This is a genomic window from Veillonella seminalis (assembly GCF_003992065.1).
Taxonomy (GTDB): domain Bacteria; phylum Bacillota; class Negativicutes; order Veillonellales; family Veillonellaceae; genus Veillonella_A; species Veillonella_A seminalis.
Window position 1 is genome coordinate 61,149 of record NZ_RQUZ01000007.1, and the last position, 17,552, is coordinate 78,700.

The 17,552-nt window shown below is 43.6% G+C and carries 14 protein-coding genes; all 14 read right to left on the reverse strand.

The window, feature by feature from the left end; translation table 11 throughout:
* Positions 1–76: 76 nt before the first annotated feature.
* The 14 genes from lpxA to EO126_RS05960 all read right to left on the reverse strand — a co-directional run bounded on the left by lpxA (position 77) and on the right by EO126_RS05960 (position 17,547).
* Positions 77–889 carry an acyl-ACP--UDP-N-acetylglucosamine O-acyltransferase gene (gene lpxA / locus EO126_RS05895; RefSeq protein ID WP_127007942.1) on the reverse strand — a complete coding sequence of 271 codons (813 nt, stop codon included), beginning with the start codon at positions 887–889 and terminating at the stop codon, positions 77–79.
* Between the two features lie 191 nt (positions 890–1,080).
* Complete coding sequence (fabZ, locus tag EO126_RS05900; protein WP_006556412.1) at positions 1,081–1,512, reverse strand: 3-hydroxyacyl-ACP dehydratase FabZ; 432 nt, start codon at positions 1,510–1,512, stop codon at positions 1,081–1,083.
* Between the two features lies 1 nt (position 1,513).
* Positions 1,514–2,347 (reverse strand): UDP-3-O-acyl-N-acetylglucosamine deacetylase, encoded by an 834-nt coding sequence (lpxC, locus tag EO126_RS05905; protein ID WP_006556411.1) that lies wholly within the window; start codon positions 2,345–2,347, stop codon positions 1,514–1,516.
* A gap of 141 nt (positions 2,348–2,488) precedes the next feature.
* The gene (locus tag EO126_RS05910; protein ID WP_006556410.1) at positions 2,489–3,394 is read right to left on the reverse strand and encodes a lysophospholipid acyltransferase family protein; all 906 of its coding nucleotides are present in this window, start codon (positions 3,392–3,394) and stop codon (positions 2,489–2,491) included.
* Positions 3,395–3,402: 8 nt separating this feature from the next.
* The gene (lpxD, locus tag EO126_RS05915) at positions 3,403–4,434 is read right to left on the reverse strand and encodes a UDP-3-O-(3-hydroxymyristoyl)glucosamine N-acyltransferase (RefSeq protein WP_006556409.1); all 1,032 of its coding nucleotides are present in this window, start codon (positions 4,432–4,434) and stop codon (positions 3,403–3,405) included.
* A 38-nt stretch (positions 4,435–4,472) separates the two neighbouring features.
* Positions 4,473–4,982, reverse strand: a complete 510-nt coding sequence (locus EO126_RS05920; protein ID WP_006556408.1) for an OmpH/Skp family outer membrane protein — start codon at positions 4,980–4,982, stop codon at positions 4,473–4,475.
* Positions 4,983–4,996: 14 nt separating this feature from the next.
* The gene (locus tag EO126_RS05925; protein ID WP_006556407.1) at positions 4,997–5,980 is read right to left on the reverse strand and encodes a hypothetical protein; all 984 of its coding nucleotides are present in this window, start codon (positions 5,978–5,980) and stop codon (positions 4,997–4,999) included.
* A gap of 48 nt (positions 5,981–6,028) precedes the next feature.
* Positions 6,029–6,538, reverse strand: a complete 510-nt coding sequence (locus tag EO126_RS05930; RefSeq protein WP_006556406.1) for an OmpH family outer membrane protein — start codon at positions 6,536–6,538, stop codon at positions 6,029–6,031.
* A 71-nt stretch (positions 6,539–6,609) separates the two neighbouring features.
* On the reverse strand, positions 6,610–7,884 hold the full coding sequence (locus EO126_RS05935; protein ID WP_006556405.1) for a hypothetical protein: 1,275 nt from the start codon (positions 7,882–7,884) through the stop codon (positions 6,610–6,612).
* A 2-nt stretch (positions 7,885–7,886) separates the two neighbouring features.
* On the reverse strand, positions 7,887–10,007 hold the full coding sequence (locus EO126_RS05940) for a BamA/OMP85 family outer membrane protein (RefSeq protein WP_006556404.1): 2,121 nt from the start codon (positions 10,005–10,007) through the stop codon (positions 7,887–7,889).
* Between the two features lie 110 nt (positions 10,008–10,117).
* The gene (locus EO126_RS05945; protein ID WP_006556403.1) at positions 10,118–10,744 is read right to left on the reverse strand and encodes a RodZ family helix-turn-helix domain-containing protein; all 627 of its coding nucleotides are present in this window, start codon (positions 10,742–10,744) and stop codon (positions 10,118–10,120) included.
* Positions 10,745–11,047: 303 nt separating this feature from the next.
* Positions 11,048–11,680 carry a sigma-70 family RNA polymerase sigma factor gene (locus tag EO126_RS05950; protein ID WP_006556402.1) on the reverse strand — a complete coding sequence of 211 codons (633 nt, stop codon included), beginning with the start codon at positions 11,678–11,680 and terminating at the stop codon, positions 11,048–11,050.
* Positions 11,681–11,699: 19 nt separating this feature from the next.
* The gene (locus EO126_RS05955) at positions 11,700–16,010 is read right to left on the reverse strand and encodes a translocation/assembly module TamB domain-containing protein (RefSeq protein WP_127007944.1); all 4,311 of its coding nucleotides are present in this window, start codon (positions 16,008–16,010) and stop codon (positions 11,700–11,702) included.
* Between the two features lie 73 nt (positions 16,011–16,083).
* The gene (locus EO126_RS05960) at positions 16,084–17,547 is read right to left on the reverse strand and encodes a TolC family protein (RefSeq protein ID WP_006556400.1); all 1,464 of its coding nucleotides are present in this window, start codon (positions 17,545–17,547) and stop codon (positions 16,084–16,086) included.
* Positions 17,548–17,552 lie beyond the last annotated feature (5 nt).

Below are 17,552 nucleotides of genomic sequence, written 5' to 3' on the forward strand. Positions count from 1 at the left end.
TATTTTTGAACAAAAAGAGCCTTCCCTTTCAGGGTCAAACCACTCTTTTGACCCGTCAAGGCAAGACTCTTACTTTTTAATCACGACGAAGGCGCATAATGCCGCGGTCTGCATTGCGTAAGAAACGCAATAGGTTTTCAATTTCTACGGAAGAGTTTAATTGCATTTCCATTTCTTCAATCGCTCTGGATAAGCTGAAACCGGAACGATAAATAATGCGGAAAGCCTGTTTTAAATCATGACGTACTTCTTCAGAAATTCCGGCACGGGATAAACCTACCGAATTAAGGCCGATTACACGAGCAGGCTGGCCGTCGGCAATTACGTATGGCGGAATATCCTGTACTACTTTAGCCATACCGCCAACCATAGCATTACGACCGATTTTTACGAATTGATGAATTCCGGCGATACCACCGATAACAACACGATCTTCAACAATTACATGGCCCGCAAGCCCTGCACAATTACTCATAATTACATTATTGCCTACAATACAGTTATGAGCAACATGAGTGCATGCCTGGAACAGACAGTTATTGCCTACACGAGTTTCTTCGCCTTCACCGGTTGCACGACTGATGGTAACACATTCGCGAATGACTGTTTCATCACCGATATTACAAAAACTTTTTTCCCCTTTGAACTTCAAATCCTGCGGTTCCAAACCGACAGCGGCGCCGGGGTAAATTTCACAACGTTGTCCAATGGTAGTCCATCCGCCTACTACTACATTGGCGCCTATTTTGGTGCCGTCACCGATGGTTACATTTTCCCCAATCACGGCACCGGGGCCTATAATTACCCCTTTGCCGATTTTGGCGTCCGGATGTACCACCGCTGTGCTATGTATATTAGAGGTAGCATTTTCCATGCCTACTACTATCATCTATGTCACTCCTTGCTCTGTTGAGATTGCGACTATTACGCTATATGCTTGCTTTATTAATTACATAATCGTAATAAAACAAAATTTGTGAACTTTCATTTTAAAGGATTTTACAATCATTAACAGAGAAATTTTATAATATTCAAGAGAAAATGTACCAGTATCACATTTTCTCTTAAGTTTTTAGAATATTACTTTCTCACAAGTGCAAACATGTATTCGCCACTGGCTACTAATTTATCGCCAACGTAAGCTTTACCTTCTACCTTACCCATTTTGCCTTTGATTTTTACAACTTCCGCTTCCATACGAACTTGATCGCCCGGTTTTACAGGATGACGGAAACGTACTTTATCAATGCCCGTAAACATAGGTGTAAGACCGCGATTTTCTTCAGGATATAAAAGCGCAATACCGCCTACCTGAGCAATCGCTTCAGTCAACAATACACCCGGCATTACAGGATTTCCCGGGAAATGGCCTTGGAAGAACAACTCATTCATAGTTGCATTTTTAATGCCTACGGCACGTTTCATAGGTTCCAATTCAATAATACGATCAACCAATAATAGCGGGTATCGATGCGGTAAAATTTCCATAATGTCTTCAACTGTAAGAATCATCTTAATCCTCCTTCATTTCTTGCAAAATTTCACGGGCTAAGCGCGAATTTAATTCATGACTCGACTTTAACGCAATAATATGGCCTTTAATAGGACCTAGGAGAAATAAGTCCCCAAGAATATCCAAAATTTTATGCCGAACCAATTCATCATCAAAACGCGGAACCGATAAACATTTGGTATCATCATATACCAAAACATTATCTACATTGCCGCCCTTAGCCAATCCCATGGCTTGTAATTGCTTTAATTCACTCATAAAACCAATGGTGCGAGCCGGTGAAATTTCACGTTCAAACACGTCAGAATCTATATCAATATCCACTTGTTGTATTCCCAGCAGCGGATGATTGTTGACAGAAGTAAAAGTTACACGTAAACCGTCATACGGTACGATTAAAATATAGCGGTCGCCGTCATACACAGTATGAGCTTGTTTTACCGCATATACGCTACGTTCTGCGTCTAATTCTTTAACGCCTGCTGTCTGCATCAGATCTACAAACACAGCAGCACTGCCGTCTCCGATAGGAGGTTCCGGCGAATTCAATTCTACATAGCAATTATCTATGCTTAAACCATAAAAAGCCGCCAATAAATGTTCTACCGTAAACACTTTGGCTTCACCCGATTCCAAGGTGGTAGCCCGGTTCGTATTGGTAACATTGGACGGAGTTGCTTTTACTGAAGGATTCCCCGGTAAATCGGTGCGCACAAACACAATCCCTGTATCAGCTGCTGCCGGCCGTAATGTCATGGTCACCGGCAGACCGCTATGGAGTCCTGTGCCTTCATAGGCAATTTCTTTAACGAGGGTCTTTTGTTTAAGTACCATCAGACTCCTCCTTTCCTTGTCATAACCTGGGAACGATAAGAGTGACCCTTTTATTCTGTTGCACATACATTGCTAAGGTCACTCTCATAATACACTGTCTTTTATTATATACTATTCTCAAAAGACATGGCAAGTACGGCCTCAGTCTTTCATTGGGTCCGGTGGTACTTCCATTTTACCGCTATAATAACGACGTGTCCATTTCCAACGATTGTGGAGCCAGAACCAGTCTTCCGGATAGCGTCTGATATAGTCTTCTATCCATTCATTTAAACGAGTCAAAGTAACCGCCGTATCGCGTTTCTTATCATCCGTATGTTCCGCATAAAACGGCGGATGAACGGTTACAATATATTTTTCTTGGAACTCATCATAACGAATCGTTACCGGTATAATCGGTACATCCTGCATACGCCCCATCACGGCAGGACCTACCGGTGTTAATGTTTCATAACCGAAGAACGGAACCAACTGGCCTTGAGCGGCCGGATCCTGATCCATAATTAACCCGATCATTGAACCTTTCTGAAGTTCGCGAATCATTTCTCTCACACCGGTTTTATACGTTACATGCTGATGCATTAACGCTCGGTATTCATTAATAAATTTATCGGCATCGCCATTTTGTTTCATAGCAACCGATATTAACGGATAGCCTTCGGATGCCAAAATACCGCCCAGAAGTTCCCAGTTACTGCTGTGAATTGCCATAAGCACAGCACCTTTACCGCCTTCTTGTGCATCATCCAAATATTCACGGTCAACCCATTCGAACATCTCTTTGTATTTACCATCCTTAATCTCCGGATAGCGCAATACATCGATTATCATACGCCCGAATCGAGTTGTACTTTTTTTAGCTATTCGTCTTGCTTCTTTAGGGTCATCTGTAATATTGCAGAACAAAATCTGCCCTATTGCCAATTTGCGGCGTTTTGGCGGTAAAAACAGCCAAAAAATCTCGCCCAGCAAATAACCGATTCCATATTGTACACTATGAGGCATCGCACAGATAAACGCACTAAAAAGCTTCATAAACCTATACATATACTCTCCTATTTTGCCGCCAATTCTTCTTTTAAGGCAGCTAATTCTTTTTCTAAACGCTTAATTGTTTTGGCCATATCCGGTAAACGATTTTCATAAGCAGCCAATTTAAGCCATTCTTTATGAGGTCGTTGCGGATAGCCGGCATAAGTCCCATTGGACGGGATGTTGCCGGTAATGCCTGTTTTCCCCGCAAAGGTTACATTATCACCGATGGTAATATGACCGGTGCAACCCGTTTGGCCGGCAAAAATTACATGATTACCGCATTTGGTACTGCCTGCAATCCCCACTTGAGCAATGAGGAAGCAATCTTCGCCAATTTCAACATTATGACCCAAGTGTACCAAATTGTCAATCTTCGTACCGCGACGCACTAACGTGGAACCCATCGTTGCATTATCAATACAAGAGCAAGATCCTACTTCCACATCATCTTCAAGAATGACATTACCGACCTGAGGAATATGAGTATGCTTGCCTGCTTCAGTCGCAAAACCGAAGCCTTCACCGCCGATAACAGCTTTGGCGCGCAATACTACGCGTTTACCTAAAATACAGTTTTCATGGACAATAGCCCCGCTATATAAGGCCGAATCCTCACCAATACGTACATTATGCCCTACATACACATACGGATGCAAAACAACATTGTCCCCAATAACAGCATTATCATAAATAATACAGTAAGGACCTACCGTTACATTTTTACCTAAAGTAACATTCTTACCGATAATCGCCGTTTCATGAATACCGGTAGGAAATACTACCGGCGGATGAAATAACTGTAAAATCTGTGCAAAAGCGGCCTTAGCATTATGAACTACAATTTGAGGAATGTTCACATCGGCCAACGGTGCTTCTACAATGACAGCGCCTGCTTTGCTTTGCCCAACATGTTCACAATATTCGCCTATGGCAAATGAAATTGCCTGCGGTGCCGCTTGATCGAGACCACGTGTTTCCGTAATCTCAACGCTGCCATCACCCACTACTTTACCTTCTACACTTTTTGCCAGTTCCTCAACTGTATACTTCACCGTGAAAGTCTCCTCTCGCTGACCCTAGTAATCGTTTATTATTTGTTGTTGCTTGCAGCACCACTGTTAGCATTGGCATCGCTGCTTGCCGCACCGCTGTTTGCAGTCTGACCGGCATTAGCTGCTTTACCCATTTTGTTCAATACTTCATCAGTAATATCAACGCCACCGCTAATCAAAGCTTGTTTATCAACTACGGCTGTAAGATTTTTTTCTTTCGCAACAGCCTGTGCATTAGTATCAACTGCACTTTCGAAATCCTTAATCATAGCTTGCTGATAAGTCTGGAACTCCTGTTGTGCTTTCTGCTGATTCTGCATCATTGTGTTGGCATCTTGACCGGAACTTTGTTCCTGTGCCAAACGAGCATTAATTTCACTGATTTTAGCTTGTAATTTAGCTTGTGTATCCTGGCCTTTCTGGCTTTCAGTCTGAATCTTTTGCATATCTATGTAACCAATCTGTTCATTGGTACCGCAACCGGCAATCAAACCTACAGATACCATCATAGTTAAACCGGCTAATACACGTTTTACATTTTTATTCATTGTAAAAAACTCCTTTATTGAGCAACTGAATAAGATGCAATAATAGCATCCGTTACATCAATTGCATTTACATTTGAGACTTCATTAATAACTATTAAATCAAGATTTTTCTCCTTAGCCACCACCATCGCACGCATGCGTACATCTTCCAGGATAGCATCATGGAGCGCATCTACTTCACTTTTCTTAGCATTCAAACGAGAATCCCATGATGAATTCCACTCAGCCGGATTTGGCAAATTATTGGTAGCCAGAATCGAATCGGCTTTAGCTTTCATCATAGTATCGCGACGAGCAAGCAATTCTTTTTGCAAATTGGTGGCATAGTCATCCAATTCTTTCTGACCGGACGCACGAAGCGGTGCCAATTCGGCATCAACTTTCTGTTCCAATTCCTGCAAATTACCTTGTACGGATTGACTGCGTGAAGCCAGTAATTCTTTCAATTCCTGTTCCTTAGCGGCTCGTTCCGAGTCAACCGCCGCTTTTTGTTCTTCCGTTACCGCTATAGGTCCCGTATTGCTACTCAATTCCAACTGTAAATTGACAATACGCAAATCCGCTTCCGTCATTTCGGTTTTGACCTGACCGCGATATTTATTAATCAAAGCAATACGTTGCTTTTCATAAGCTATGTTCAATTCCTGCTCTTTAGCCTTAACCTTTGAAATCAATTCTGTATTCAGTAAATCTGTAATTTCCTTATCAGATCCCAAAGATTGTAAAGCCAACGCTTGTTCTTGTGATTTTACGGTCAAACTCTGTTGCTCACTTTTATATTGAGCGTCTAACTCCTCAAGCTCTTTTTTTGCCTTCATATACTCATCGTAAGACGGATTAAACTTAATGACATTTTCCATTTTAACAATGCCGATTTTAGGCATATTAGGAGCTTCAGCCGTCTTTTTATCATCCAAGCGATTGTGAATAAACAGGCCTAAAAGTAAGGCGACGATAACAACGATACCGACCGAAATCCAACGATACTGCGGTTTCATTGTACCGCCTCCTCTCTACCTTCCATACTACTCATACTCTCGGGTGGATTATTTCTGTTCACTTGAAGCAGTCGTGTTAGAGTTGCTGCTTAATTTCTTATCTACCTGATCGGTAATATCTACACCGCCGTATAATACATTCTGTTTATCCATAACGATGGACAAGCCTTTGGCATCGGCTACAGCTTTGGCAGCATCGCCAATTTGGCTATGGATGTTTTTCTGAATTTCCATCATTTTATTCTGAAGTTTACCTTGATATTCAGATGCTAAAGCGGCTTTTTGGCTATCGTCCATATTAGCGGATTTAGTATTGAATTCATCACTCAATTGTTTTCTGTAGTCAGTCAATTCTTTATTGGCTGCTACGCCTACAGCCGAAGTCGGCGTTACTAATTTATTCATATCGATAACACCGATATTACTGTTAGAATCGGATGCCATGCTTGGTGTAGCCATCTGCGTGTAAGCGATAGCGCCGATACCGAGTAAGAAAATTACGGCAATAAATAAGGATACATATTTCTTGTTTTTTTGGTTATTGATTAACCGCATCATAGGTAATATACCTTCTTTCTTTTTGAAAATAGTATGTAATAAAAGACAAATATGTTGCCCAAATCCGATTTTTAAATATAACCGATTAAGCGCAACCAATTATCGTCTTCATTAACCACATATTCTAAGGTCAAATAATTATTTAAGTCATAGGCCAAACCGAACTCGTTACGCTTGATTTCAAAATCGCGTTGAGCTCTTACATGCCATCGGGCACCGATGTCTTGCCGCAGCCACATACGACTGTATTTATCAGACAAATTATACTGATAGGCCATCGTGGTATCTTCGGTAAAATGATACGCATAGGACGGATAAAACGCCCACTTGTAATCATCGGGGAAGAAATTCGTTTCCAAGTACCAATCGCCTTTTCCTTGTTTGATTCCGGACCATAATTTGATACCCACATTATGGTCCGTTTCCGTACCCATATCCAGATACCCTTCGGCTCGCACAATATAACGTGATGAATCGACCTGAATCTTAAGGAGTAAATCGGTCCCCAACTGCAACGTAGGTTTCATAGTAATACCGAAACGTTGACTGGCCCGACTGTTGTCGAGTCCCTGTTGGATAAAATTGAGTAAATCACTTTCATGTCTTGCCACAAAAGCAACCGGCACGCCTTCAAGGCCGACCAGATAATCATCATAATATCGTTTGGTCGCATAGAATACCGTACTTGGCAAGGTGTTGGACGAGATTTCCGTACTGCCGTGACGAATCACCGCACCTTGCGGTATCAGGTAAACTTTAACCTTTGTCTGTATTCCCGGCGTTATCTCCACCTGAGGAATAAACTCAGGCAAAGCCCCTTCCAGCTCATTGCGAACCAATTGGCTCGTTACGGCTGACGCCCAATCTAAGGAATCGAGCGGTGCTCCCAAGAGAATTTGTTCAATCCGCGGTTCTACAAAAGCCACATCGCGAGCTACCATCTCTTGTGCTACCGGGGTTAAATTACCGTATTCTACCGAAACCGCTACCGATTGAATCGTCTGACCGTAAGGTCTGAGGCGCACATCTAAATGACTGTTGACGCCCGGCGTAATCTCCAGCGATTCTACCGTATAACCGTACAAAATTCGATCGATTATGTCGGTTGTAACTTTTTTATAGGTAGCTTCTCCGGCTGTCACCGCCTCCGTATCGGCTCCTACATAGAGCTTATCCGCCGCCGTTTGTACGGCAGCGGTCATGCGCTTGGCCAATACGGCCGGCAACGGCTGCCGACTACCTGAGAGCGTAACCGTTACCGATTCAACGGGCTCAGCCTGAGCAACTGCCGTCACAGCCGTCATGAAGCAGAGAGCGGCTGCAACTCGTAAGCCCTTATGTATCATAATTAGAACTGTCCGCCGAAGCTGAAGTGGAATTTGCTGTCATCTTTACTTACACCGTAATCAAGACGGATTGGTCCGATTGGTGTAGAAATACGAACACCGGCACCGACGGAAATATTAAAGGATTTATCATCTTCATACCAAGTTACATGCGGTGCATCCCAAGCATCACCCATATCGGTGAAGAGTACGCCCGTTACCTTATTGAAGATAGGTACACGGTATTCCAAGGTAGCGTTGTACATTTTCTTACCGCGGAACTGATCGTCTTCAAAACCACGTAAGGTATCGGCACCGCCCAAAGTATAGAGAGCACTATACGGTACATCACCCTGTGCCCAACCTAAACGAGCACGGAAAGCAAGCACCTGATTGCTACCGATGGCTTTATAGTTACGATATTCACCGGTGAATTTATAGTAATCGAAGTCACCGCCTAAACCGTGGCCGGCCCATTGAACGGTGGCCGAAGCACGTTTACCGCGCTTAGGATCGTAAATGTTATCGCGGGAGTCATATACTTTCTGCCAAGATACGCTGTTCGTACGACCGAAGTTGTTTTCAATATAGTTATCGTCTTTAAAGTTATATTTTCCGTTATCCCATTGATAGTTGCCATATTTTTCAGGGTTACTGCCTGGACCGGCATTTTCAGCATAGTTGTAACCGCTGTTTTCATCTTCGTCAAACTTCCAGCCGTCTTTACGCGATTCTAAAGTTACATAGTCACGCGTGTATTCGCCAGTCTGACGACCTAAGGACACGTTAATCCCTTTTTGTGTTTTTACATATTCGGAAATGTTGTCCCCGTTGGAGTTGTAGTCCGTATAAGTATCTTCACGGTCGAAGATACTTACACCTAGGGATGTACCCTTGCTGTCAATCCAAGGACGCAAGTAGGATACGGAGTAGTTTTTATAACCGGCCGTACCGCCAAATTCCCAGTGAACTTTGATTTTATCACCGGTACCGCGCAAGTTATCTTCACCAACTTCTACGATACCTACGAAACCGTCAGAATCGGAATAACCGGCACCTAAGGTAATAGTACCTGTTTTATGTTCCAATACGTCGATTTCGATAACTACTTTATCAGGTGTAGACCCTTCCAATAAACGTACGTTAACATCATCGAAGTAGCCTAAGTTATATACTTTTTCAACGGAACGACGAACGAGGAATTTATTGAACGGCTGACCTTTTTTCTGATTGAATTCACGAAGGATTACATAGTCTTTCGTCTTTTTATTACCATGTGGCACGATATCTTCTACTATACCTTCGGTAATGGAGATGTGAAGAACACCGTTTTGGTCAACAGCCATATCATTTACACGGGCCAAAATATAACCGTCACGATTATAGGCTGCGTTAATACCTTGAATACGTTCACCTACTTGAACCGTATTAAGAACCGTGTTTGGTTGTACGTTCAAATAGTTAACAAGCATTTCATTGCTGTAAACCGTGTTACCTTCGAATTGTACGGATTTTACAACCGGGTTAATCGTTACTTTATAAGCAACTTTAACACCTTCCGGTACTACTGTAATTACCGGATTAATTTCCGATAAGTAACCGCTGGAACCCAAAGCGGAAATATCTGCTTTAATAGCTTCAGGCGTCAAGGTATCGCCGATATGGCTTTTCAACAACGCCAAATATTCGCCCTGCACTTCAGCCGGTAAACCTTCAATTGAAAAACCGGTCATTACTTTGCCTTCATACGGTTTTAATTGTTCATCGGTAACGCTTGAAAAATAACGTGCATCAGGAGTGGTAATTGTGGTTTGCACACCGGCCGCCTGTTGTTGTTCCAAACGGGCACCTTCCCCTTTAGCAACGGTCAATACCGCCGAGTCGGTAGTAGCTAACGATGAATTGTCCAATTCTATACGTTTGGCTTCTTGTTCGTCAGATTTCTGTGCTTCTTCAATCCCGCCACGAGCCGCTGTAATGGCGTCTTGAGCCGCTTGATCTTGAGCACTTACCGCCGTAACGGCAGTCGTTGAATTCTGCGTAGTTGCTGTACTCATTTCATCCGCAGCCCACACGGTAGTACCGCTCAACGCGGCTACCACTGCTACAGCCAACATGTTCTTATAGGCTCTCTTATTCATCATTTACTACATCCTCCTAAAATAATGCCTTCATATTCATAAACACATTGTTCTATTGCTTTTATTGCTTAACAAAACTATTAATTATTTACAAAGATAATTGCTTTTAATCCCTATTGATCTTGTCCGCGCAGACTTCGTCCCCCTTCACGTACGGCATCTTGAATCTGTGAATTAGTGATTACCGGTGCCGGTGTCGTTTCGCCAGTTTGTGAATTTGGTGTAGCCGTCTGAACAGTAACTGCTTCAGTTGTAACTGTTGCAGCAGTGCTTCCCGATTCCGTCACTACCGCTTCCGCATTAGGAGCTGTATCCGCGGCAGTCGAACCCGGCGGAGCATTGACTGTCGGTTCCGCTTTATTTATCGCAGTTCCGGATGAATCAACTGTGGTTGCCGGAGTCTTGGTAACTGCCGGCATATTGTTATCCGGCACTTTAGAAACCGATTGTTCCTGTTGCTCCAATGTCGGTGTTGTCGGTTGTACATTTGCTTGATTTTGCCAAGCATAATAACAGCCGCCCAATAACAAAGCTAAACCTATGGCAATAGGCCAAAAGCCTATGCGTTGCCACAGCGTCGGTGCTTGCTTTTCATTAAGATGCTGCATTTCCGCTTGTGCCAACATAAGTTGTAATTGTCCTTTGGTAGCCGAATCATCCGCATAAGCTTGTTCAGCTTTATCAAGCCAGGTTTTGACGGAACGAATTCGTTTCTCCATATTGTCGCCAGTCTTATTCATAACGGCCTCCTTTCATACTTCTATATTCGTAAGAAAGGATGATTTTGTGAACCTTTTATATCACATTAATCTGCTTTATTATATCATATTTACGATTATTTATTAACAATTTCTTTCAATCTTCACTTCATTCAGCCTAAAACGATTGTTTTATTGTAAACGATTCGTATAGAAAACCAATGAACTAAAATCTATAACTATCCATCATTATCTTCAAAAGCAAAAAAGGTTGTAATCCGTTACAGCACTGCCATAACAGATTACAACCTTTGCAATTAATTCACCCATATAAAAATGCAGTTTTTACTCATTCCAGAACTTTCGCGTACGACCGAGCATACCGCGCAAGCGTTTAATTCCCTGGCGATGCAAACGATGAATATAGCTGTTGCTGGTATCCAGCTCACCGGCTACCGACGCAATCGAACGATCGGCCAAATAGACTTGTTCCATAACATGTCGTTCTTTACCCGGCAAACGTTCCAGCGCTTCTACAACAACCTGTTGAAAAGCTTTCGTTTCTACGGCTGATTCAATAGACGGCCCTTCATCAGGCAACTGCTCCCACCAGTATTCATCATCATCGGCAGAACCGGATAATACGGTGCCGCCCTTACCTTCCTTACGAAGATAATCCAAAATACGCCCGCGTACGCGATGGACCGCATATAACGAAAAGGCAACCCCCTTCGTATAATCAAAACGTTCTACCGCTTCAATAAGACCGACTGTGCCTTCCTGGACACAATCCATCACATCGGGAACAACCCAATAATACGCCATAGCCTCGCGGAAAACCAACGGCTGATAATGTTCAATGAGGGCCGTACGTGCCGACTCGTCATCCTGTTCCCGATACGCTTGCCATAAGGCATGTTCTTCTTCAGGTGTTAACAGTTTTATTTTTTCTAATTCCGCTAAATATGAGTTCAGCATGGCGACCCTCCTTTCTTACTTAAAATTCATAGCTCCACTGACCGCCGATATACGAATGGTCATTGCTGTTCATCCAGCCATTAACGCTGAAATGGTTATTAATGTCATACAAGAAACCGTAAGACTGTAAATCATTATTAATACCGGTACTGAATGTTACCATAAAATCAGGCAATAAATATTTACCGATTTCAATATTATAATAACTGTTCGTTTCTTCATTGATTGGTTCATTCGGATCCAACGAGCCCGTCGTGATGTTGATCAAATCAAGGCCGAGGGTATCTTTAAACGCACCTTCTACATAGCCCATCAAAGCGGAACGAACACCGGCTGCCAACAAAGCATTCACATCTTCGGAGGATACACTGCTGTCATTACCGGAACTGTATCCAAAAGTCAAGAGCGACACAATTTGACGTTGTTCCAGATGCGGATCGGATGTCAATTTCAAATCCATCTGCTCTACCGGGCCGTTTACTTCAAGATATACACGATACGAACGAACACGCGATTCAGCTTTTACCTGTAAAATCGGTAAGAAGTTGCCACGTACAAAATCGGTTTTCCCTTCCGTAATTTTAAACGTATTGTTCAAATATTTCAAGTTGCCTTCCACGACATGGAATTCACCGTCAATAAACGGATTCACAGTCGTACCGCCGATATGAGCGCCGCCCCCCAGCATAAAGTCATACAGACCGCCGCTGTAGAGACGAACTTTTTTACCTACATTAACGGTAAAGTCAAGACCGATTGGCGAACCGCCTTCCGTGCTCGTCAAAGATAACGGAATCGTCATCGTATCATTTTCCAAATCAAGATGCCCCACTACAGTCGGTAACCCGTCTTTAAGCATAACACCTACTTCACCGTTTAACGGTCCTTTAAAGAACTCATGTTCCACTTCGAGACCATTTAACTGAACAACGCCGGCATAATTCGTAAGTTCCAAGCCGTTCCAGCTGAATTCACCGGACAGCCCCGCATTACCTTTACCCATGGAGGCTCCGCCGATTAACTCGGCTTTTTGGCCTTTAAAAATAAGCTGAGCCGTTATATCGGCTAAATCTTTCTTAACGCCTTTAAATTTAACTAAACCATGATCGATACTAATCGTACCGTTTACCTGCGGTTGATCATAAGTACCGGTAATATGTAAAGCACCTTTCAGCGGCCCGGTTCCTTCGGTAACAGCCGGGAACATGAGCGGTAATACACCGAGATCCGCTTCATTCACATCAAATGTCAAATCCATTGCGGAGGAATCGCCCGGCGGTAAATAACCGGATTTATAAAACGCTGCCAACGGCACATCGCCGCGAAGTTTAGACTTATAATCACCGCGTTGACCGACTAACTGTTGTAAGTGAATAACTTTATTTTCCATCGTAGCCATCGCATAGAAACGATCGATGGCTACGCCGTTATAAGTGGCATCCATCAATTCCGCCGATAATTCCACGTGTGGATTTAAAGTTTCTCCGGTGACATTGGCAATAAAATGCAAATTACCGGAGGCCGGCACCTCTGACTTAAAGAGTGGCATTAAGGAGTCAATCGCCACATTATTGGCAGCAATCTGAATATCGCTTTGACCGTCCAAATCAGCTGTCCCTACCGCGGCCAACATGCCGTCGCCGATCAGCAACTGACCCTTGTGAATTGTTATTTTACGATCCTGCAAATCTACATCAAGATCGGCCGTGCCCCAAGGCTTACCGCCGATAACAATATCATCGATAGTGCCCTTTAAGCTCAAATCAGGATTTTTTAAAGTCCCGCCAAAATCAAGACGGCCGTTAATATGACCGGTTGTATCCGGCACATCCACTTTCGCCAATTTCAAGAAGTTACTTACTTCACCGTCCGAAATGGATGCATATCCGAACAAACGCTGATTACCGTCAAGTGTCATGCCGCCGTCGATGAGGAACTTGCCGTGTTCCCCTTCTTCAAAGGAAACATTCTGCAAATTGACAACCGTAGGGTCCGCATAAATGTTACCGGCCACATTGCGCAAAGACATACCGTTAACTTTAATGTCACTGGATCCCAACATGCCCTGAACAATCGGTTTATCAATCGTCCCCGTCAAAGTACCTTCTACGGTCATATACCCTTCGACATCGGCATAATCTTCAAGCCAAGGTCGCAAGTAGATAGTATCCCCCAGAAATTTAAAATCTAAATTGCCGTTTTGATAGCGACCGGCACCATAGAATGTAGCGCCGTAAGAAGAAGCGACCAAATCTCTGATACCAAAGAAGTCATTGGCATAGCAGAAACCAAAACGAACATCGGAGAATAATTTACCTTTAACCGAGCCGTCCCATGCGTGAACAAAGCCGCGAATCTGCGGATTATCTAAGGTCCCGTAGATTTCGGTACGTACATCGAGCCAGCCGGTAATCGGTAATTCCGGTGCAACAGTTCCGGCTATATTTTCAATACGAACGGTACTGGCCTGAGCATTCAACTGTAACGCTTGCGAAGGTCCCATATCAATAGTCCCGTTTAAGCTGTAATAACCGTGACCGTCTTGAACAAAACCGTTATTAATCGTCACTAATTTATTACTTACATCGGCTTCCACATAAGCATTGTCAAAACGGATATGTCCCACGTGACCACCGTCAGACGCTGCCACAGCCGTCACATTCGGATTATCAAGCGGCCCTGTTATACGACCGGTAACCGTCGCTTTACCGTCAAGCTGCTGTTTAGCATAAACACTGAACATATCGAGTGGCACATCTTTGGCATTAAATGCCAAATCAAGGTTATTCTGACTCACATTGCCATACGCACTAAAGAATCCGGAACCGATGGTTCCGTTAAGATAATTAATATAATAATTGCCGTCTGCGCCGGCAATCTGACCGGATAACGAATCGGTCGTAATAGAGTCATACCCGATACCATGCCCCTCAAACACTGCTGAAACAGTCGGTGAAGTACTCGTGCCCGTACCTTTAATATATGCTTTTCCGTTTACCGTTCCCACTAACGGCTGACCTGCGGCCTGCCCTACTAAGCCCAACGGAATATCGGTGCCTTCAAGCGATGCTTCATACGCTTCGGTCTTGGTATTATACGAACCGCGACCACTCGCCTCGCCGCCGTTCAAACTAAGCTGAATATTCGAAATATCTACTACATCATCTTGATAATCCAATGTAGCTATGCCTTTTTCCAACACATAACCGTCATAATTGACATTACTTGCTTCAACCGTCGCATTTACAACCGGCGCATCAGCGGTACCATATACATGAGCCACCGCACCGACAGTACCGGTAATGCCTTTATCGATGAGAGATTCTATCTGAATGTCTTGACCTCGCAACGTCAAATTAAATTCCGGCTTAGTCATGTCAGTAATGGCCACATTGCCATGAGCAAAGAGTTGTTGATCATTAACGGCCACCCGACCATCGGCAATCATAATATCCGTGCCGTTGAAGGTTACATGAGCGGCTCCTTGACGGATTGCATACGGAGCCGGACTTATGGAGTCATTTTGATAATCGGCAGCTAAGTTTTTAATATCAACCCCGCCTTCAAACGCAAACTGATTGTCATTACGACTGATTGTCAAGGCAATATTTTGGGCCGTGCCGCCCAATACTTTGGCATTTATATCAGCCGGAATCAAATCATTCACATAATCCAAGCGTAAACTGTCGGCTTTAACAAAAAGGCTGAAATCGGCAGAATCATCATTAGTATAAGAACCCTTAAGCGTAACGGCCTGCTTATCCACATTGGCCGACAAAGCACCGTCAATCTTAGGGTAATCGGCAAATTTAACAGCCCCGTTAATTGCTTCTACCGCCGTTTGGCGACCGTTTAACCAAGACAAAGTGGCTACACCGTCATTAACGATAATATTACCTCTGAATTCAAGCGGTTTATCACTGTCGCTCTTCTTTATGAGCGAAGTAATATTCCAGCTCCGATCAGCCTGCTCTACGGCATGCACCGTAGGATTATTGAGAGTTACCGTCTTAATTAAGCGCAGCGGTGCCGATTGGCCGAATGGTAATTTCACAGCCTCCATCATATCAAGCGACACTTCCGTACTCGGTACATCGGCCACAACTTTACCGTTTGTATCTTTAACAGATAAGTCACCGATATGAACGGTCCCATCCCAGCCGATTGTAAAAGATTTATAATCAGCCTGCCCATTAATTGCTGTATTCAATTGTTCTTGTACGATAGGTCCTACTATTTGCTCCCCTACAGGGCGCAATAGTTGTGCCCCGCCGAATGCTACAGCTAACACAACCGCAGCAGCGAGCCATTTACGCTGTCCCTTTTTCATTTAAAACTCCTCGCACAAAACAGTATCTTACAAACAAATTAAAAGTTATATCCACACACTGTACAATTAAAAATTATTTATTGGCTTTAGCCGCCTGATTGGCAACCAAAGTATTTAAAGTCTGGCTTGCATTAGCTTCATTAACGATTGGTGCCGCTGCGCCGATTGGTGTTTCCAAAGGTACACCCATAGCATTTTCTAAAGTGGCTACGGCAATATTGTAGTTGAACAAAGCGTCTACGTAGTTATTGCGAGCTGTTTCCAAGGATGTTTCCGCATCGAGTACATCAAGGTTGGTACCGACACCTGCACGATAACGCAAGGACGCAATACGGAAGTTTTCCTGACCTTGTTCTACCGCTACACGGGTACTGGAAATAGTCTGTTCAGCGGATTTCATATTTAAGTATGCCTGACGAACAGCCAAATTAATGCTATCCATAATCTGGTAGTTAGCTTCTTTATAACGTTCTAAATTTGCTTCCTGTACTTTGACGCTTTCGCTGGTAGTACCGCCATCCCAGAGGCTCCAAGACACAGCTGCACCGATTCGCCAACCATCATTCGACGTGCCGCCCCAGTTATCCCCCTGCCAAGCTTGCGAAGCTGTTGCACTTAAAGTCGGTAAGTAACCGGATTTAGCAGATTTAATTGCTTCTTCAGCCGCTTTAACAGCCATAGTGCTTTGAACGAGTTCGGCACGATGTAAGAGCGCATAAGCCTGTGCATCCGCCAAAGTTACCGGATACGGTGTATAACCGAGTGCATTATCGGCTGTTTCAACGCTGGTATTAACCGGCAAACCGATGGAATTATTAAGCGTAGCTTCTGCCAAGTTAGCGGAATTTTGAGCTTCTACGAGTGAAGTTTGAGCATTTGCTAAGGATGTTTGGGATGCCAATACATCGGATTTAGCTACGATGCCCACATTGTATTGCTGGTTAACGTTGGTTAAATGCCCTTCGTAATCGCGTACGGATTGTTGCGCAATGTTTACCTTATTGCGAGCCTGAATCAAGGAAAAATAATTTTTGGCAGCCGTCAATTTAGCTGTTTGACGAGCTTCTTCCAAGGCTGCATTATAGCCTTCACGGGAGTAACGTGCCGATTCGATGGCCGCTTCTGTTTTACCGCCGGTATAAATAGGTACGGCTAATTGGAACGTATTGCTCGCACTGGTACCGCTTCCTGTATCACCGCCGGAACGACCGCCGCTATACGCATAGCTGACAGTCGGATTTTTAGCCGCTGCGGCTACACTTACCTGTGCACGAGCTGTTTCATACTGCCATTCCGATTGTCTTACATCACGGTTATTAGCTAAGGCCAACTCTACCGTATGAGGTAATGTTAAGGATACTTTATCGCCGATTACATCATCTTTAACGATTCGATCAGCCAAAGTTTGCTGCGTAATAACTAAGGCTGCCTGCTGATATTTAGCAATTTTGGCATCATCATTGGTGCTTGCCGCAAAGACACCGGTAGCGGTTAAAGACATTGCAACAGCTAGAGAAAGAGCTTTTTTATTTATCATGGTAT